The following is a 17,032-nucleotide window of genomic DNA, read 5'->3' on the forward strand; positions in this document are numbered from 1 at the left end:
AGTAACTGCCATGACGCTGCTGGTCAATACATTGATCGTGCTTGCCACGGTGGCCGGCATGGAGGCCTTTGCCTGGTACGCGCACAAGTACATCATGCACGGCTGGGGTTGGGGGTGGCACCGCTCCCATCACGAGCCGCGACGGGGCTGGTTCGAGAAGAACGACCTTTACGCGGTGGTCTTCGCCGGCATCGCGATCCTGCTGATCGCTCTGGGTAACGCGGGCGCGTATCCGCTGCAGTGGATAGGCGCCGGCATGACGCTGTACGGAGCGCTCTATTTTCTCGCTCACGATGGGCTGGTGCACCAGCGCTGGCCGTTTCGCCACGTGCCGCGCAAAGGGTACCTGAAACGGCTGTACCAGGCCCATCGCATGCATCATGCGGTAAAGGGTCGAGAAGGCTGCGTATCCTTCGGTTTTCTGGTGGCGCCCCCCATCAGTACCTTGAAGCGCCAACTGCGGGAAAAGCACGGCGGTCCCGTGAAGAAGGCCGCTACACTGGACGCTGCCAGAGACCGCTAGATCTTGGCGCCGGCCTTTGCCAGCGGGAGGCCATCGACTGAGCGAGTCCCTGACCCAGCAAGCGCGCCTTGTCCGCCTTGCCGGTCGAGATGCGCGCGTCCCAGGCCCGAGCACCGTGCGCCTTTACCTTGATCCCGATTTCCCGATAGACGCCGCGGGCGGTGGCGATAGCCCAGGCGCAGCGAGGTGGCAAGGCCGTCAATCCACCACGGGCGGAGTCATAGTAGGGTTCCGCCAGATCGATCAGTTGGCGGGCCAGGCCTGCCAGGGCCTCACGATGCCTCGGCGCGGTCATCTCCTGGCGTGGAATGCCGGCTTGCTCCAGCCACTGTGCCGGCAGATAGCAGCGACCGATCTGTGCATCCTCGATGATGTCCCGGGCGATATTGGTCAACTGAAAGGCCAGCCCTAGGTCGCAGGCGCGATCCAGGGCCGCCTCATTCTTCGCGCCCATGATCCAGGCCATCATGATGCCCACCACACCGGCCACGTGATAGCAGTAGCTCAGGGTGTCGTCGAGGGTGACATAGCGCCGCTGTGCCACGTCCATGGCGAAGCCGTCCAGGTGAGCCAGGGGATAGCGCTCAGGAATCCCGTGGCCGAGCGCAACCTCCTGAAAGGCGGCGAAGGCCGGGCTTTGCATGGGCTCCCCGGCATAGGCGCGATGCGTCAAGTGTCGCAGCTCGTTCAGGCGCGTCTCGCTGCTTTCATCCGTGGTTTCCTGTGCACGAAAGCCCAGCTGCTGGTCGTCGATCACGTCGTCGCAGTGGCGGCACCAGGCATAAAGCATCAGGGCGCTGCGCCGAGTGGCCGGATCGAACAGCTTGGCGGCAGTGGCGAAACTCTTGGAGCCCGCGGCGATCGTCTGCGCGGCATGCTGCCCCAGCTTATCGGTCATCGAGTCGCTCCAGCATCAGGCCCGCGGTGGCCTTGGCGGAACCGATAACGCCGGGCACCCCGGCGCCGGGATGGGTGCCGGCCCCCACGAGATAGAGATTGTTGATCCTGGCATCCCGGTTATGGGGCCGGAACCAGGCGCTCTGGGTGAGAATCGGCTCCAGGGAGAAGGCGGAACCCAGGTGGGCGTTGAGCTCCTCGCGAAAATCCAGGGGAGTGAAGTGCCGGCAGGTCACCAGGTGCTCCTGTAGCCCGGGTATATAGTGGCGCTCCAGATAGTCGAGGATGCGGTCGCGGTATATCGGCCCCTGGGTTTCCCAGTCGATGTTCGCCTTGCCCAGGTGCGGCACCGGCGCCAGGACATAGTGAGCGCTACAGCCTTCCGGTGCCAGGCTCGGGTCGGTGACGCAGGGGGAGTGCAGGTAGAGGGAGAAATCCTCCGCCAGGGTGTCCGCGTTGAAGATCTCGTCGATCAACTCCCTGTAGCGGGGGCCGAAGCACACCGTATGGTGCTCCAGGCCTTGCGGTGGCCTATCCAGGCCAAAATAGATCACGAACAGCGACATGCTGAAGCGCTTGCGGCCCAGGGTCCTGCCTTGGCGGGCGCCGCGGGAATGCCCGCTCAACAGCTTGCTGTAGGTATGCATCACGTCCGCGTTGGAGGCCAGTGCATCCGTCGGAACATGCCGGCCATCCGTCAGGGTGACGCCGTTGACCCGATCCCCCGCGGTCTCGATGCTTGCCACTTCCGCGTTGAGTTCGAGGGTGCCGCCGAGGTCCTCGAACAGCTGGACCAGGCCCTGCACCAGGGCGCCCGTGCCGCCCCGGGGAAACCATACGCCCCACTCCCGCTCCAGGGCATGGATCAGGGTATAGATGGAAGAAGTGGCGAAAGGATTGCCCCCCACCAGTAGGGAATGAAACGAGAAGGCCTGGCGCAGGTGCGGGTCCTCGATGAATTTCGAGACCATGGAGTAGACGCTGCGCCAGGCCTGAAGCTTCGCCAGCTGCGGCCCGGCGGCGAGCATGTCGCGAAAGGCCAGAAAGGGCACGGCGCCGAGCTTGCGATAGCCCTCCTGGAACACCGCCTGCGAATAGCTCAGGAAGTGCCGATAGCCCTCCACATCACGGGGATTGCGCTCGGCGATCTGTCGCTCCAGGGCGGCCTGATCGTTGACGTAATCGAAGGCAGGGGCATCTTCCCAGCATAGCCGGTAGAAGGGCGTGACCGGCAGCAGTTCGACATAATCCGCCAGGTGCTTGTCCGACAGTCGAAAGAGCTCTTCCAGGGCGGAGGGGTCGGTAATCACCGTGGGACCGGCATCGAAGGTGAACCCTTGGTCTTCATAGACATAGGCGCGGCCACCGGGCTTGTCGCGTTTTTCCAGCAGGGTGGTCCGGTAGCCGCCGGCCTGCAGGCGAATCGCCAGGGCCAGGCCGCCGAAGCCGGCGCCAATCACCAGGGCACGTTGAGACTGGGTCATGAGCGTATTCCGAAGGAGGTGGATGCGATCTTTTGCGGTGAATTCAGCCGCACCGCCCTGAGCGCTTCGCTAAGCGGCACGGGCGGCTTGCCCATCAGGATGCGCGCCTTGTCGGCACGGGTCAGGCGTCCGGCGTAGAAGCGTTCGATCAGCGGTTCTGACAGGCCGTAGAAGCGCTGCATGACCTGCCAGCGCCGCTCCGGGCGGCCCGCCAGAAACAGCATGCGATTGAGCAGGCGAAAGTAGCCCTGGCGCCGCCATTCACGGGCGGCGAAGGCATGGATGGCCTGGAACAGCGACTCCGCATCGAGATTTCCAAGCTCGGCGATACGTTCCGCCAGACCCATGGCCTGGGGCAGGGAGTAGCCGGTGGTGGGGTGGAACAGACCGGCGCGCAGGCCACTTCGCGGCTGGCCCTGGGCGTTCTGCCAGAAGGCATCGAAATCGCCCGCCAGGATGATCGGCAGCACGCCGCTCTCCTCACGCAGGGTGTCGACGATCCGCCAGTCGCGATCCCGCGCATAGGCTTCGATATGCTCTTGCAATTGGGCCGGGTCCGCCTCCGGGCGGTCCACGTAGTGGGTATCCTCGATCAGCAGGGTATCGTGGCTGAAGGGCAGCAGGTAGACGAAGCGGTAGCCGTCCTGCTGGGGCACGCTGGCGTCCATGATGACCGGTTCTTCCAGGCCGTGGGGCTTGCCCAGGCGCACTTCCCGCCCGAGAAATGCCTGATAGCCCAGGGTCAGATGAGCGCTGTCGGCGGGGCCCCGGCCGTCGATCACCGCGTTCGCGTGCAGCACCCGACCATCCTCGAGTTCCACGCGATCCGGGGAAAGGCGGGCCACGCGCGTGTCGACCCACAGGCTGTCACCCAAGGCCTCTTTCAGAACGCGGGCGAAATCCCGGGAGAAGATGCTGGCATAGCCCCCGTTCAACAGGCGCTCGCGGTGCGGGAAGATCACCCGGTGCCGCGGCCAGCGACGGCCCACCAGGGGCGCCAGCCAGGCATGCTGGGCTTCGGAGAGATCGCCATCGTGAAACGACCAGGTGTGATGACCACCGGGGCGGCTTTCGCTTTCCAGCATCAGCAGTCGCAACCCTGGCCGCGCCTGTATCAGGCGCAGGGCGATCAGGCCGTTGGCCAAGCCGCCCCCCACCAGTATCAGGTCATGGCCCGGCGCGTTCATGAGTAATACCCCGCAGCCAGCGACCGGCGCGGCAGAGGCCGCGGCGCGTCGACAACTTTCTCCACGATATCCGCCGCCCGGGGCGTGCCCCCGGCGGTCCTGATCTCGCCGCTCAGGCGCGCCAAAGGACGCGCGAAGCGTGAGTCGGACAGGAGCGTCTCGAGCCGGTCGCTCAAGGCGCGCGTGCCGGTGAAGCGCGCCGAGGCCTTGAGTCCCACGCTGGCGTGCACCACACGCGCCGCCACACCGGGCTGATCGAAGGCCAGCGGCAGAATGAGGAGCGGCGTATGGGCAAGCAGGGCGTCCATCGTCGTGTTCAGGCCGCCGTGGGAAACCACCACGTTGGCCCGGGCCAGCGCGGCGCGCTGAGGCACGAAAGCTCGCACCCAGGTCGCGCCTTCCCGCTCGAGGGCTCGCTCCTGAGCGCGATCCAGGCCGCCGCAGTGAACCAGCAATGACTGCACCTCGAGCCGACGGCAGGCCCGGGCGATACGCCGAAACAGCGGGAAGCGGTGGCCCTGCAGGGTGCCGAGGGAGACGAAGACCAGCGGGCGGTCCCGGGCGACGGGAATCTCCAGGGCGGATTCCCTCTCTGCCACCCCACGCAGCGGCCCCACGTGATGGAAGTGTTCCGGCAGGGCGCGGCGGGGAAAGTCGAAACCGCTCACCGTCTGGCTGATCTGGGCGTAAGGGGAGAGGCATTCGTGCAGGCCTTCCCGGACCGGCAGGCCGAAGCCGGCCGCGTGGCGCGCGACGACGCGACGATGGGGCGCCATCAGGTCGTCGTAGACCCGTTCGCTGCCGGCGTAGACCCAGCGGTCCCGGGGGGTGTCGCGCAGCGTCATGGGCATGACCGGCAGCGGCAGCCCGGGTTCGCGGTTGATCGGCAGGGCGCAGGCCACGGACACATAGGGCAGGCCGAGGGCTTCTCCCAGAAGCCCGCCGGCGGCCTCCATCTGATCGCAGAGCAGGGCATCGATCCCGAGTCCCTCGAGCACGCGGGGCGCTTCCCGGCAGAGCATGTCGGTGGTGCGGCCCATGTCCTGAATCAACCGCCTGAGTCCCAGCGGACCACCGGGGCTGGCGGCCAGGCGCAGGGTCTTGTCCAGAGAGCCCGGGGGATGGCTGACCTCCCCCAGCGCCTGAAAGCCGACCCGCGGGTCCCGCAGCCAGCGCACGGCATCCGCCTGGTGCAGAAAGGTCACTCGGTGTCCCCGCCCGATCAGTTCACAGGCCAGTGCCTCCAGGGCGTGGAAATGGCTCGGCAGGGAAGGCGCGATGACGGCGATATGCTTAGCCATAGGGCTCTTCCAGGGGGACGCCGCGCTCATCCAGCAGCACCGCCGCACGCAAGGCACGCAGATCGGCGCTGCCGGTACAGAAACAGGCGATACGCAGCTGCTGGATGACCACCTCGAAGTGCTCGATCACCGCCTGACTGGATTTGGTGGCACTCTCGAGCACCGCCGCGGCCTGGCCCACCAGGTCTGCGCCCAGGCGTATTGCCTTGGCGGCGTCCACCCCATCGCGAATGCCGCCGGAAGCGATCAGCGGCGTCTCCGGCAGGGTCTGGCGCACCGCCCGAATGGCCTGGGCGGTGGGGGTGCCCCAGCCGGCGAAGGCCATGGCGACCCGGCGCTGAGTCGCGCGTTCCGCCTCCACCGCCGCCCAGCTGGTGCCGCCGGCGCCGGCCACGTCGATCATCGCCACGCCTTCTTCCACCAGCGCCCGGGCCACGTCGGGGGAGATACCCGCGCCCACTTCCTTGACCACCACCGGCACCTCGAGCGACGTGACCAGCGTGCCGATGGCCTGACGCACGCCACGCCAGTCCCGGTCGCCGCCCTGTTGCACCGCCTCCTGCAGGGGGTTGAGATGGACGATCAATGCATCCGCCTCGATCATCTCCACCGCCCGGCGCGCCCAGTCGATCCCCCGGGGCTCCCTTAGCTGACCCGCGCCGATATTGCCAAGCAGGGCGATATCCGGGGCGATGCGTCGTAACTGCTTAGTCAGGCCATGATCGCTGCCAGACTGCAGGGCGACTCGCTGGGAGCCGATGGCCAGGGCGATACCCAGGTGTTGGGCGGCTTCTGCCAGGTGATGATTGATCGTTTTGGCCCGTTCGGCACCGCCGGTCATGGAACTGATCAACAGCGGCGCGCTCACTGGTTTATGGAAAAGTCGTGTGCTTAGATCAATATCGTCCAGGTGCAGCTGTGGCAAGGCGCAATGGGCGAAGCGATAGTCGGCGAATCCCGTAAGGGTCGGAGCAGTAGCCCGACGAGCGTCCAGAACGATGTCGAGATGATCATTCTTGCGTTTCACCAAACCCTCATCGGTCATGTCGCGCTCCCGCTGGAAAATACATTGGATTACCGTTGTATAGGTTAATATCGAACGAGGCTACGCATCAGACCGCCAAGCGGAAAACCGGGACAGATTTATTTTCGACTGCTGCCAATTTAAAATTTCAAAATCTTCAAGCGAGCCATCGCCGGTTTCGCTCGTCTCAAATCCGGCTGAATCGGTTAATTTCTGCGGTTCTCTTTTTGCCGTGCCTGTCCTGGCAAATCCTCGAGATTCAGAATACGTAGATTGCCCCAACACCTACTTCCGCTTCGTAATCGCTGCGCGCAATTGGGCTATCCCTAACATCGCTACTAAAACGCTCGTATAGCGCCTCGCCAAAAACCTGCCATTTCTCACTGACAAAATAACGGAAGGTATAGTTTAGCCCGATAGAGCGAAAGCCACCGTCGAGATCGGTTTCATCTAGCCCAGAATTAGCTGCCTGTTTTGAGTCTATACCAATATCTCTATTAGCATAATCGCTATCGGGATAAACCAAAACAAGACCCAGTTCTGACCCCGTACCATCTGTTTGATCACCGAAACGACGCCCAGCCCCAAAAATAACAAGGTTCCCGTCATCGCTAGTAATAAGTCGCCCATCTAGCCAATAACGCCAGTCCGAATCAAATGCACGACGCGCCTGCAAAACGAGTTCAGTGCTCGCGTCGACATCACCAAGACCATCCAAACGACCGTCCTCGGAATCACTCTCTTCACGGCCCTCTTCGAAAGGGAAAGCCACAGCCGCGTCAAAAAGTCAGGTTTCAGATCGAAGTCCTCGCCAGCCTAGCGCCGCACCCGCCCAATAGTAGATACCATCTCCGTTTCGCCATTGCACTGCGCCAGCAGGATTGACCCCTGAATTCAAGCAATATCAGCCGAGGCTCTTTGGGAAACGCTAATTTCATAAGTGCGGACAGTTACAGAGATTTATCAAAGCCTCTGGGTGACTTTCTGGCCTTTCCGAGCCGCATATCTTAGGTTATTCGGGGGTGGAGCCACCATCGAGAAGGAAAGTGCAATGCTAAAAACTTTGGAAGAGGGTTTACAGGCCTGGATGTTGCCGGGCATTTTGGCGTTGCTTGCCGTGATAGCCAGTTACACCCTCTACCGGCTGACGCTAGCGGTAATCAGGCACTTTTCGAAACGGCGAACCGTCCCCCGGCTGTTTCTGGACGCGGCTGCCAAGGCGCTGGGCTTGGTCACCAGCCTGCTGGTACTCAGGGCTACGCTCAATGGCGCTCCGGATGACCTGCTGCTCTTGGCGCCGGTGAAACAGATGGTCACATTGCTACTGATTCTGTCCCTGACGTGGGCAGCGGTTCGCCTGACCTCAGTCATTGGCGACGTTATCGTGTTGCTGAATCCGGTATTGGAAGGACAGTGGAAACGGGCCCGCAAAGTAGAGACACAGACACGCTTCCTGGTCCGTTGTCTGAATGTCCTCGTTATCATCGTGGGCATTGGTGCCGCGCTGATGACCTTCGAGCCGGTACAGAAAGTGGGCGCCAGTCTGCTGGCGTCCGCAGGTGTTGGCGGCATTGTTCTGGGTTTTGCTGCACGGCCGGTACTCAGTAACCTGTTGTCGGGCATTCAGATTGCGCTCACCCAGCCGTTCCGCATTGATGATGTACTATACGTGCAGGGCGAGTGGTGCTGGGTCGAGGAAGTGACCGCAACCTATGTAGTCCTGCGGGTGTGGGACCAGCGTCGGCTTATAGTACCGTTGCAGTGGTTTATCGAGAACCCTTTCCAGAACTGGTCGCGGAATACGACGGATTTGCAGGGCACGGTCTTTATCTGGGTTGATTACACCATGCCCATCGAGCCACTGCGCCAGGAGTTCTCGCGCTTGCTGGATACGATGAAGCAGTGGGATGGCAAGGTGGCGACTGTTCAGATTACCGACTCCAATGAGCAGGCGCTACAGGTCCGCTTCCTTATGAGTGCACCTAACTCCAGCCAGAACTGGGATCTACGATGCGCTATCCGTGAGGGGCTGGTGACATTTATACAGCAGCATTACCCCTCGCAACTGCCCCGCCTTCGCGCGCGATTGGTGGATACTTCTCCAGAGTTTGAGGGCAACGCCAACCAACCTGGATGACCTTCAAAGAGAACCGCCTGAGGTATCTAGGCTTGGTCGCCGACTCCAATCTGACAACCGAAAAAAAGCCGTAGTGCTGTCACCGGACTTTGAATCGCCCCGAGATTTGTAGACACCACCTGATCTTATAATTGTGGTGTAAGGGGATCGCCTGAGGAGACAATTAAAGTGTTTAGATAAGATTTTCTAATAATGAGCCATTACATCAGATTTAACTAATTGGCTGCTTTTGGCTGGGTGGAAAAGTGACTGGTCATCAGTTGCTGGGTCACGATCAACAGAACGACTAGACCGTAAAGAAAAGGCACTCAGGACGGAGGAGGCGCCGTCCAGAGGACAGCAAGACTGAGCCCTAAAAGTATGAGACCAATCGACAGAAAGCCCGAATCGCATCGCCAGCAATCCAAGCCAGCGAGGCACCGCGGGATTACCCATGGACGGTCCATACAGGCCGTCACCGCTGGTTACTGCCTCTTGTCCGTTAAAGTGAATCCAGGATTTAAGCTCCCGGGTCCATGCAGCGACGCCAAATTGGGCGGAGTTGCCTTCAGCCACGTAACGGGCTATCTGCTCTTTTTGGTCAGCATCCGTGAACAGCTTTATGGAGACGCCCTCGCTCAGGCCGGCTTTCTCCAAGGCTTGCCGATAGGGCTCCACGCATATGGCACCGACGACGCTTGTGAAAAACCTGACTCATCAAAGTAGTAGAGCTCGTGCTCGCCTTGATCGTCTCGCTCGTGAAGCGCCTTCATCAGGCCTTGCGTGTTGCGAAAGTCCGTTTCGTCACGCCGGCCCTTCAGTGAGTGCCGGATGCGCTTGAAGCTATGGTCATTTTTTTTTCAACGCCCGACGGAGTGTCACCGTGGCGACCGACTTGCCGGTCTCTTCTTGAAAGCGAGCCTGCAAGGCTCGAATCTGATGAGGATGCTCGGCCACCAACGCCTGCAGTCGCTTGTGATCGTGTTCATCGAGGGCGGGTGTTCGCCCACTACGCCGCTTGTCGATGAGCCCGTCGAGACCGGACACTTCCCATTGCTTAAACCATCGCGAAACGGCATCGCGGCGAATCTGCAGTATCTCACTGATTTGGTTAATAGTTTTGCCTTGGTCACTCAGTGGAATGGCATGTGCCCGACGACGGAGGGCACGTTTCTCGCCATGGTGATAGGCAGAGGCCAGCATCTGTTGTTCAGATTCAGTGAGAGGGGCAACGAAGCGTTTTTTCATGGTTCCGTCCGTGTCAAAAATCCTGACATGGATATTATTCGAAAACTTTAGGCCAGGCACTTAGCGGGTTGAGAATTGACCGTCCAAGCTTATGCACTCAATCGAATTAATCATCTTGTGGTAGGTTGGTCTTGGTGATTTGGCTGTACAAAACAAGCGGTAAAGTAATGGCGAAAAAGTAACGGCGTGGGGCATGAATATCGAGTTTGTGGCAGCTACCGGCCGAGGCTGTGTGAAAACGTAGCTGTCTCTATACAGGCTAGGATACAAAGGGGTGTACCTCCATGCTAAAGGAATTCAAGGAATTTGCCGTTCGAGGCAATGTGGTAGACATGGCAGTGGGAATCATCATCGGTGGCGCTTTTGGCACCATCGTGCAGAGTCTGGTGAAGGACATCTTGATGCCGCCTATCGGACTTCTGCTCGGCGGGGTAGATTTCTCCGACCTTTTCCTGGTGTTAAAAGGTGATGGACCCTATGCCACCGTGGCTGACGCTTCCGCCGATGGCGCAGTGACAATCAATTATGGCCTTTTCGTCAATAACGTCATTAGTTTTGTGATTGTGGCGTTTGCTGTGTTCTTGTTGGTTAAAGGTATCAACCGCCTGCGTCGCCAACAGGCAGAAGCACCTACACCACCCACCGCGCCGCCGGAGGATATTCAGTTGCTGCGTGAGATTCGTGATGCATTGGTAGAAGACAGGCGCTAAAGTCTTTTCCCCAACATCTGTTCGCTTCAGTGTTCAAGGGTTTCTTCGATACCATCGAGAATCGCTTTGGCAGCCAACGGGCCGCTGGCCTTTGACCAGAGCTGGCCGTTTACGGGAAATTGTCGGCAAAGGCAGCATGCTCGTTAATCCTTTTTTAGGCATAACAAATCTTCACGTTTTGATAACAGTCTGGAAGCGTCTTATGAAAGAATATTTAGGGCTTCGGCTTGGGTTGTGGTCCGGCTATCACCATCACAAAGAGAATATGGCCAACGCGGGCTTTCTCGTACAGATGGGGTTTTTTAGCGCAATAGTTACAGAAACGGTTTGGCCGCCATCTTGGGTTACCCAGTTGCCGAAGCTATGGACGTTCTTGGTATATTTTTCTTTGCGGGACCAAACACCTAGTGTTCCTTTCAAAACCTTGAAAGTAGCCTCAGCCATTCCTAGATTTTCGGTATGGCTAAAAAGATCGTATCCGATGAACTCTGGTCCCTTGTCGAGCCGCTGCTGCCACCGCCGAAGCCCAAGCCGCGTGGCGGCCGCCCGCCCATCTCCAACCGCGACGCCCTAACAGGCATCCTGTTTGTCCTGCGCTCAGGCATCCCTTGGGAGATGGGCTGCGGCTCAGGCGTCACCTGTTGGCGTCGCTTGCGCGACTGGCAGGAGACCGGTGTCTGGGAGCGTCTACACCAGACGTTACTGGAACATCTTCACCATGCCGATCAGCTCGACAGCCCTTCGTGACTAGGCACGAAACCGCCCAGCAGGCGGTCGATTTCCTTGGCAGGCATCGGACGGTAGAAGAAGAACCCCTGGACGAGGTCACAATGCATTTCGCGAAGCAATGACAACTGTTCGGCGTTCTCGACGCCCTCGGCCACCACTTCCAATCCCAACCGATGACCGATGAAGATGGCACCCTCCATGATGGCCCTATCCTTCGGCTGTGTGGGAGCGTCGTGGATGAAGGAGCGATCGATCTTCAGGGCGGTGACTGGAAAGTGCTTGAGATAGCTCAGGGAGGAATAACCGGTCCCGAAGTCGTCGATAGCAATGCGAATACCGCGATGATAGAGGCGCCACAGGTCCTCGAGGACGGTCTCTTCGGCTTCGATCAGGACATTCTCGGTCAATTCGATGCCGATATCCCGCGGACCTAAGCCGTGACGCTGCAGCGAGTCCTCGAAGCTCTTGAGGGCATCGGGACGCACCAGTTGACGACCCGAGACATTGATGTCGATGCGGTGCTCATGAAATCCCTTGGCACGCCATTCCACCTGCTGGCGGCAAGCCTCTTCGATGACCCAGTCGCCCAGACGATGGATCACACCGGAACGCTCGGCCAGCGGGATAAACTCGGCAGGCGAGATCGGCGGGCCCTCGGCAGGCTCCCAGCGTATCAAGGCCTCGAGATTCTCTATTCGCCCACTGGCCGCCGAGACCTGGGGCTGGTAGTGGAGGGAGAATTCACCGTTATCCAGGGCTTCCTCGAGTCGCGCCGAGAGATAGTGCTGGCGAACCAGCTCATCATGGAGCTTCTGTTGGAAGAAACGTACAGCACCCCGACCATCCAGTTTGGCACGATTCTTGGCAACATCGGCATTACGGATCAATTCGCGTGACGATTCACCATTCTCGGGAAAGAGCGCCACACCCAGGCAAGCCGTGACCTGACGCTCCCGACCATCCAGGACGAAAGGTTCCCGAAAGACATTCTGGATATGACGAACGATCCGTCTGACATCGGGGTCCAAGTGGACGCCGGGAAAGGCCAGCACGAATTCATCGCTAGAGACACGGGATACCAGGTCAGTGACTCGCTGGCACTCTCTCAGTCGCCGAGTCAGCTCAATGAGCAGGCGATCGCCCTGATCATAGCCAAGGGCATCATTGATCTCGACGAAGTGATCGATGTCCAGGTAGATGGTTGCCAGGCCATTGCCCTGGCGTCGACAGGAATCCAACAGACTGTCCATGTCGACCTCGAAGGTCTGGCGGTTAGGGAGATGGGTGAGCCTGTCGAAACGGGTGGCGAATTCCAGGTCACGGTGGGCGCGCTTTTGGTCGGAAAGATCGACATCTACGCAGAACATCAAGGGTGAGTCGGTGTGCTCATTGAGCATCAGATGCTGCGAAAAGACCGATACCAGTTCGCCGGTTTTGTGCTTGAGCTCGAGTTCATCGGCGGGTATATCGACCCCTTCTTTGATCCAGGCACCATGCGCCTGGATCACCCCGTCACGCATGAAGGCAGGAATGATCAGATCTTCCAGTAACTGTCCCTGGGCTTCCTCAGCGGTATAGCCATAGAGACGAGTGCTACCCTCATTCCAGTAAATCACTCGCCGATCGCGATCATAACCCTGAACCGCCACCTTCGACAGACTCTCCAGCAGGGCGCGGAATCGCTGCTCACTCTCCAGATATTGGCGGCGTACTAACTCGACTTCTTCCCTGCAGGCATCATGCGAATCGATGCCATCAGTTGAAGGTGTCTTTGACACCTTCAACACGAGCGCACCGGAAAACTCCCTGCGGTTCTTCTTTAGGCGTTCCGGATCTCTGTGATGTCGGGAATCGCTGGCAGTCATGGGATCCACTTAAAGAAAAAACACTGTCAAAAGCCATCATAATGGCAACAATAGGCACTTTGTTGTGATTATCCTACACCTATTTCTAGGAGATAACCTACACATATACGTCATCAATGGCTTGATCCTGTTTTCAAAAAAAACACTCTTTTTTAGTACACTTCTTTTGACATATTCTTGCAAATCTTTTCATTTTCCTCCTGTTGACCGCAGTGTTTACAACGGCAACACCGGGCAATTCCGCCCAGTTAACAGGAGAATACCAACATGAAACTCGATACTCTCAAGCACGATTTCGACCTCACCTCCATGCCTGCCGATTCACGCGCCGATTATTGGAATCCGGGAGTGACCGAGGCGCTGAGGCATCAGGATTGGGCGAAAACCGATATTCGGGAGCGAATCGATCTGACCGCCTGGCAGGGGTTTACCGCTGACCTGCCGCGCGATCCCTATGTTAACCAGCGATGGAAGCGGATGTCATGGCTCGCCCTGAATGATCAGGGAGATGTCGAGGATATGGGCCAATGCCCCATGGCCCAGGGGGGGGACTTCAACGACGCGGAAAGCATGGCGGATCGCCTGCGGTACTATGATCCGCTGACTCGGGAATTCATGGTACGCCCCGATGTGAAGGCCTTCGTTCGCGCCTGGGCAAGGCTGTGGAGTATCGGTGCGCACGAACCCATTCTGATGCAGATCACCGGGGTTCGCGGAGAAAGCAACATCGACCCCCTTCAGGGACAGGGAATTCATGCCGATGGCTGCAAGGCCCTAAGCATTCTTGTCATCAATCGGGAAAACGTGGCGGGCGCCGAAAACCACCTCTACGCAGACAAGGCTGGCACGCAACCCTTGGTCGATATCACCCTGAATCCGGGTGATATCCTTCATCTGCGCGATGACCGGCTATTCCACAGTGTCGACGGGATCGAACAGCTCGACAGCGAGGCACCCTTCGAGCGGTTCATCATCATCATCAACAGCCGCTTCGTGGACGACTTCCAGAACCGGATGTTGCGTCGCCACTTCCCGGAAGCGGTCCTCAATGAGAGCGACTGACACTCTCGGTAAACTGAGAACCTAGCAACACCAACGCCCCCGGAACTCCGGGGGCGTCTTGGTTGTGCGCCAGGCATGGCGCGCAGCGCCTGACTGGCGCTGATCCCGAGGGTGGTGCTGGGGGTGAATGTCCCCTGCACGCCCGGCAAGGGGAAGTGCTAGCCGACGGCAAGGGTGTCTCCCGCGAGGGGGAATCTGAAGGAAGCCCGAGGCAAAACGCTGGCTCGACGGGGGCGCCTAGCCGAACAGAAAGCGGATACGAGGCGTCATGGCGGGGTGAGATGGCAACTATCATCAAAGCCCGCTACTTGCACGGAACGCTATGACGTATATCCGACAGGCATAAGCGGGAAGGTCGCACACCTTACCCTGGGAGGTCTGGTGGTCTGCCACCGTGCTACCGGCGTCGAGAGGCGACGGAATGGGCCACCAGACGTCAGCAAAGGCCATAGTAAGTGCCGGTTCACCGCGGCACCAAGGGCCGAACATGAAGAACCGCGAGTAGGCGATGACGTCTCGAGGATCGATCATGAAGACAGACCCTGGCGCTAATACCGTCACTCACCCAGAGGGGTAGGGGGCAGTACCCTGAGTCCCGGCCAGTGAGCGGTAACCTGCACAAACGATTGGAAATGAAGCAGGACTTAGGTCTGTTGGCTGTCGGCTATGTATTCTTCGAGAAATTTTTTCAGCGCCACGGCATTGTTGTGCTCGTCGTCCTTGGCGGCATAGACAAGCGTCAAGGGCCTGTCACCACAGGCTTCCAAAAGTTCGTCGATGGTCTGCTGCTTCTCCTTGAGTTCGCGGAAGTACTTTTGATAAAAGCCTGCCCAGCGCTGGGGATCATGGCCGAACCACCGACGCAGTTTGTTGGATGGCGCCAGTTCCTTTTGCCAAGCATCTAGGGCGAGGGTTTCCTTGCGCACACCTCGTGGCCATATCCTATCGACAAGTACCCGATAGCCGTCACTCTTCTCGGCTTTTTCATAGGCGCGCTTGCAGCGAATCGTTTCGGGCGCTTTGTTATCACTCATGAAGAAAATACCTCCCATTGAAAGCAATGCCGCCACCAGCAGGCTCTTTTGCTGGTGGTGACTTCAGGATAGCGTGTCTTGCCTCTTCAGTAGGTGAGAGGGCCTTAATCAATTTGTATGAATGGGAAGTCACCTTGATTTATCCCAACGTTAAAGCCCCGCTATGATCACTATCGCTCTCCCAGCCAATTGACGAGCGGTTCCAACCCCATCGTCTCTTCGATGGGTACATCCGGGTTGACGCGATGGGCGTAATAGAGATCGATTTGCTCGACACTGAGCCGCCTCAGTGATGCCTCGCATACATGGCTTAAATTCAACTTCGCTACCTGTGGACTGGAGCAGAAAATCACAGGATTTCAGGTGGCTCATGGGCTGTACTATGAATGAGACTGAGCGTGATATTTTCTATTCAAGGGAGTGACATGGAAGAGGGTTTCTCATACCGATGTATTGACGGTGAAGTGGTATGCGCTATCTTAAAATAGGTATTTTTTACGCATCTTAAGGCGGGTGCCAGCAAACCGTGATATACGACAATGCAGGAGGATTCTATGTCGACTTCCGATCGAGTACTTTTCCCGCTTGGCAAGGCTGCAGGTACCGTGATGCTGGCCGTTACACTGGCAATGGGCAGCATCGCCACGGCGGATACTCACGAAGCCGAAGCAAGAGATTCCAGTGATGTCTGGCTGCCGAGCTTGATCACCGAGACGCCCCAGGAAGGCTTTGCTCTGGCCATCACTCTGTCCCAGAAAGGTGTGGCTACCACTCAGCCAGATGCCGAGGTACGCAAGGAACTGCGTCCTGAATATGCGCAAGACCCCGATAGTTTGATCGCGGCCTCCCATGTGGTCGCCACGCATTTTCAGACCGTTGCTGCAGCCAACGACTACTGGCGAAAGTGATGTGGAACGATTCTCACCGAGGCCTGCCCTTGATCTATTTAACGGTATGACCCCACGAGGAGAGCAGTCATGATCAAGGTGCGCCTTTATCGCTACAATCCGGAAGAAGACACTGTGCCTCGCGTCGAAACGCGAGAGGTGGATGAGCGTTTTCGCAGGGCCATGGTGCTCGATGTTCTTGAGCACCTGAAGCAGCAAGATGCCACGCTTGTTTACCGACGCTCCTGTCGGGAGGGGGTATGCGGTTCCGATGGCATGAACATCAACGGCAAGAACGGTTTGGCCTGCATCACGCCGGTGGAGGAGGTACTGGGCAAATCGGATACCCTGACCCTGCGTCCGCTACCGGGGATGCCGGTGATCCGAGATCTGGCCGTCGACTTGGGACTCTTTTTCCGGCAGTTCGAGAAGATTCGCCCCTGGCTGATTAACGACGAGCCGCCTTCAACGACCGAGCGCCGTCAAAGCCCCGAGGACCGTGAGAAACTCGACGGCCTCTACGAATGCATCCTGTGCGCCTGCTGCAGCTCGGCTTGTCCCTCCTGGTGGTGGAATCCCGAAAAGTACATCGGGCCTGCGGGCCTCATCCAAGCCTACCGGTTCTTGATCGACAGTCGCGATACTGCCACTGAAGCACGGCTGGCTGAACTCGATGATCCCTTCAGTGTGTTCCGCTGTCGTCAAATCGCCAACTGCACCTGGGTTTGTCCTAAAGGACTCAACCCGATGCGCGCCATCGGACACATCAAAGCCATGTTGCTGAGACACGGCAGCTAAGTATTCATGATTTAGCCAGAAAGGAGGGTCGCATGGCATTCCGTCAAGTTCAGGATCTGTTGCATTGGATCGTTGAGTTTCATGACGAGCTAAGTGCCTATTCAAAATTAATCGTGTGATCAGTTCCGTAACCACCGAGCAGGCGATGTACCTCATCACATAGGCGA

The 17,032-nt window shown here is 58.8% G+C and carries 16 protein-coding genes and 2 pseudogenes; 7 read left to right on the forward strand and 11 right to left on the reverse strand.

The window, feature by feature from the left end; genetic code table 11:
- Positions 1-10: 10 nt before the first annotated feature.
- The gene (locus tag GPM19_RS10390) at positions 11-523 is read left to right on the forward strand and encodes a sterol desaturase family protein (protein ID WP_160418961.1); all 513 of its coding nucleotides are present in this window, start codon (positions 11-13) and stop codon (positions 521-523) included.
- On the opposite strand, the gene crtB is transcribed toward GPM19_RS10390, so the two are convergent.
- The 6 genes from crtB to GPM19_RS10420 all read right to left on the reverse strand — a co-directional run bounded on the left by crtB (position 495) and on the right by GPM19_RS10420 (position 7,188).
- Positions 495-1,421, reverse strand: coding sequence for a 15-cis-phytoene synthase CrtB (gene crtB / locus GPM19_RS10395; protein WP_160418962.1), 927 nt, complete (start codon positions 1,419-1,421; stop codon positions 495-497). The genes GPM19_RS10390 and crtB overlap by 29 nt on opposite strands.
- Positions 1,411-2,904: a phytoene desaturase gene (locus GPM19_RS10400; protein WP_160418963.1), complete on the reverse strand. Its 1,494-nt coding sequence runs from the start codon at positions 2,902-2,904 to the stop codon at positions 1,411-1,413. The genes crtB and GPM19_RS10400 overlap by 11 nt, the downstream gene beginning before the upstream one ends.
- Entirely contained in the window at positions 2,901-4,091 is a 1,191-nt protein-coding gene (gene crtY / locus GPM19_RS10405) for a lycopene beta-cyclase CrtY (RefSeq protein ID WP_160418964.1), read from the reverse strand. The genes GPM19_RS10400 and crtY overlap by 4 nt, the downstream gene beginning before the upstream one ends.
- A complete protein-coding gene (locus tag GPM19_RS10410) occupies positions 4,088-5,392 on the reverse strand; it encodes a glycosyltransferase (RefSeq protein ID WP_160418965.1) in 1,305 nt (434 codons plus the stop codon). Before GPM19_RS10410 ends, crtY begins: the two co-directional genes overlap by 4 nt.
- The gene (gene fni / locus GPM19_RS10415; RefSeq protein WP_160418966.1) at positions 5,385-6,437 is read right to left on the reverse strand and encodes a type 2 isopentenyl-diphosphate Delta-isomerase; all 1,053 of its coding nucleotides are present in this window, start codon (positions 6,435-6,437) and stop codon (positions 5,385-5,387) included. Before fni ends, GPM19_RS10410 begins: the two co-directional genes overlap by 8 nt.
- Positions 6,438-6,675: 238 nt before the next feature.
- A complete protein-coding gene (locus GPM19_RS10420) occupies positions 6,676-7,188 on the reverse strand; it encodes a MipA/OmpV family protein (protein ID WP_319928114.1) in 513 nt (170 codons plus the stop codon).
- Between the two features lie 279 nt (positions 7,189-7,467).
- Between GPM19_RS10420 and GPM19_RS10425 the strand changes: the two genes are divergently transcribed.
- On the forward strand, positions 7,468-8,553 hold the full coding sequence (locus GPM19_RS10425; protein WP_160418967.1) for a mechanosensitive ion channel family protein: 1,086 nt from the start codon (positions 7,468-7,470) through the stop codon (positions 8,551-8,553).
- A gap of 635 nt (positions 8,554-9,188) precedes the next feature.
- On the opposite strand, the pseudogene GPM19_RS10430 reads toward GPM19_RS10425, so the two are convergent.
- Positions 9,189-9,780: pseudogene (locus GPM19_RS10430) on the reverse strand (IS630 family transposase); the annotation flags it as partial.
- Positions 9,781-10,064: 284 nt separating this feature from the next.
- Between GPM19_RS10430 and mscL the strand changes: the two are divergent.
- Together mscL and GPM19_RS10440 are read left to right on the forward strand one after the other, a co-directional pair.
- Positions 10,065-10,490 (forward strand): large conductance mechanosensitive channel protein MscL, encoded by a 426-nt coding sequence (gene mscL, locus GPM19_RS10435; RefSeq protein WP_160418968.1) that lies wholly within the window; start codon positions 10,065-10,067, stop codon positions 10,488-10,490.
- 459 nt (positions 10,491-10,949) lie between these two features.
- Positions 10,950-11,225 (forward strand): annotated as a pseudogene (locus GPM19_RS10440) (transposase); the annotation flags it as partial.
- Here the strand turns inward: GPM19_RS10440 and GPM19_RS10445 are convergent.
- Positions 11,216-13,006, reverse strand: a complete 1,791-nt coding sequence (locus tag GPM19_RS10445; RefSeq protein ID WP_160418969.1) for a putative bifunctional diguanylate cyclase/phosphodiesterase — start codon at positions 13,004-13,006, stop codon at positions 11,216-11,218. The pseudogene GPM19_RS10440 and the gene GPM19_RS10445 sit on opposite strands and share 10 nt — an antisense overlap.
- Before the next feature lie 345 nt (positions 13,007-13,351).
- On the opposite strand from GPM19_RS10445, the gene GPM19_RS10450 reads away from it, so the two are divergent.
- Positions 13,352-14,146: a 2OG-Fe dioxygenase family protein gene (locus GPM19_RS10450; protein ID WP_160418970.1), complete on the forward strand. Its 795-nt coding sequence runs from the start codon at positions 13,352-13,354 to the stop codon at positions 14,144-14,146.
- A 294-nt stretch (positions 14,147-14,440) separates the two neighbouring features.
- On the opposite strand, the gene GPM19_RS10455 is transcribed toward GPM19_RS10450, so the two are convergent.
- The 3 genes from GPM19_RS10455 to GPM19_RS15260 form a co-directional block, all read right to left on the reverse strand.
- Positions 14,441-14,677: a hypothetical protein gene (locus tag GPM19_RS10455; RefSeq protein ID WP_160418971.1), complete on the reverse strand. Its 237-nt coding sequence runs from the start codon at positions 14,675-14,677 to the stop codon at positions 14,441-14,443.
- 113 nt (positions 14,678-14,790) lie between these two features.
- Positions 14,791-15,180: a DUF488 domain-containing protein gene (locus tag GPM19_RS10460; RefSeq protein ID WP_160418972.1), complete on the reverse strand. Its 390-nt coding sequence runs from the start codon at positions 15,178-15,180 to the stop codon at positions 14,791-14,793.
- A gap of 170 nt (positions 15,181-15,350) precedes the next feature.
- Complete coding sequence (locus GPM19_RS15260; protein WP_202114789.1) at positions 15,351-15,500, reverse strand: aldo/keto reductase; 150 nt, start codon at positions 15,498-15,500, stop codon at positions 15,351-15,353.
- A gap of 234 nt (positions 15,501-15,734) precedes the next feature.
- Here GPM19_RS15260 and GPM19_RS10470 point away from each other — a divergent pair, with 234 nt between their 5' ends.
- Together GPM19_RS10470 and GPM19_RS10475 are read left to right on the forward strand one after the other, a co-directional pair.
- Positions 15,735-16,088: a hexameric tyrosine-coordinated heme protein gene (locus GPM19_RS10470; protein ID WP_202114790.1), complete on the forward strand. Its 354-nt coding sequence runs from the start codon at positions 15,735-15,737 to the stop codon at positions 16,086-16,088.
- Between the two features lie 72 nt (positions 16,089-16,160).
- A complete protein-coding gene (locus GPM19_RS10475; protein WP_160418997.1) occupies positions 16,161-16,865 on the forward strand; it encodes a succinate dehydrogenase iron-sulfur subunit in 705 nt (234 codons plus the stop codon).
- Positions 16,866-17,032 lie beyond the last annotated feature (167 nt).

Origin of the sequence: Vreelandella zhuhanensis (assembly GCF_009793355.1) — a bacterium.
Lineage (GTDB): Bacteria > Pseudomonadota > Gammaproteobacteria > Pseudomonadales > Halomonadaceae > Vreelandella > Vreelandella zhuhanensis.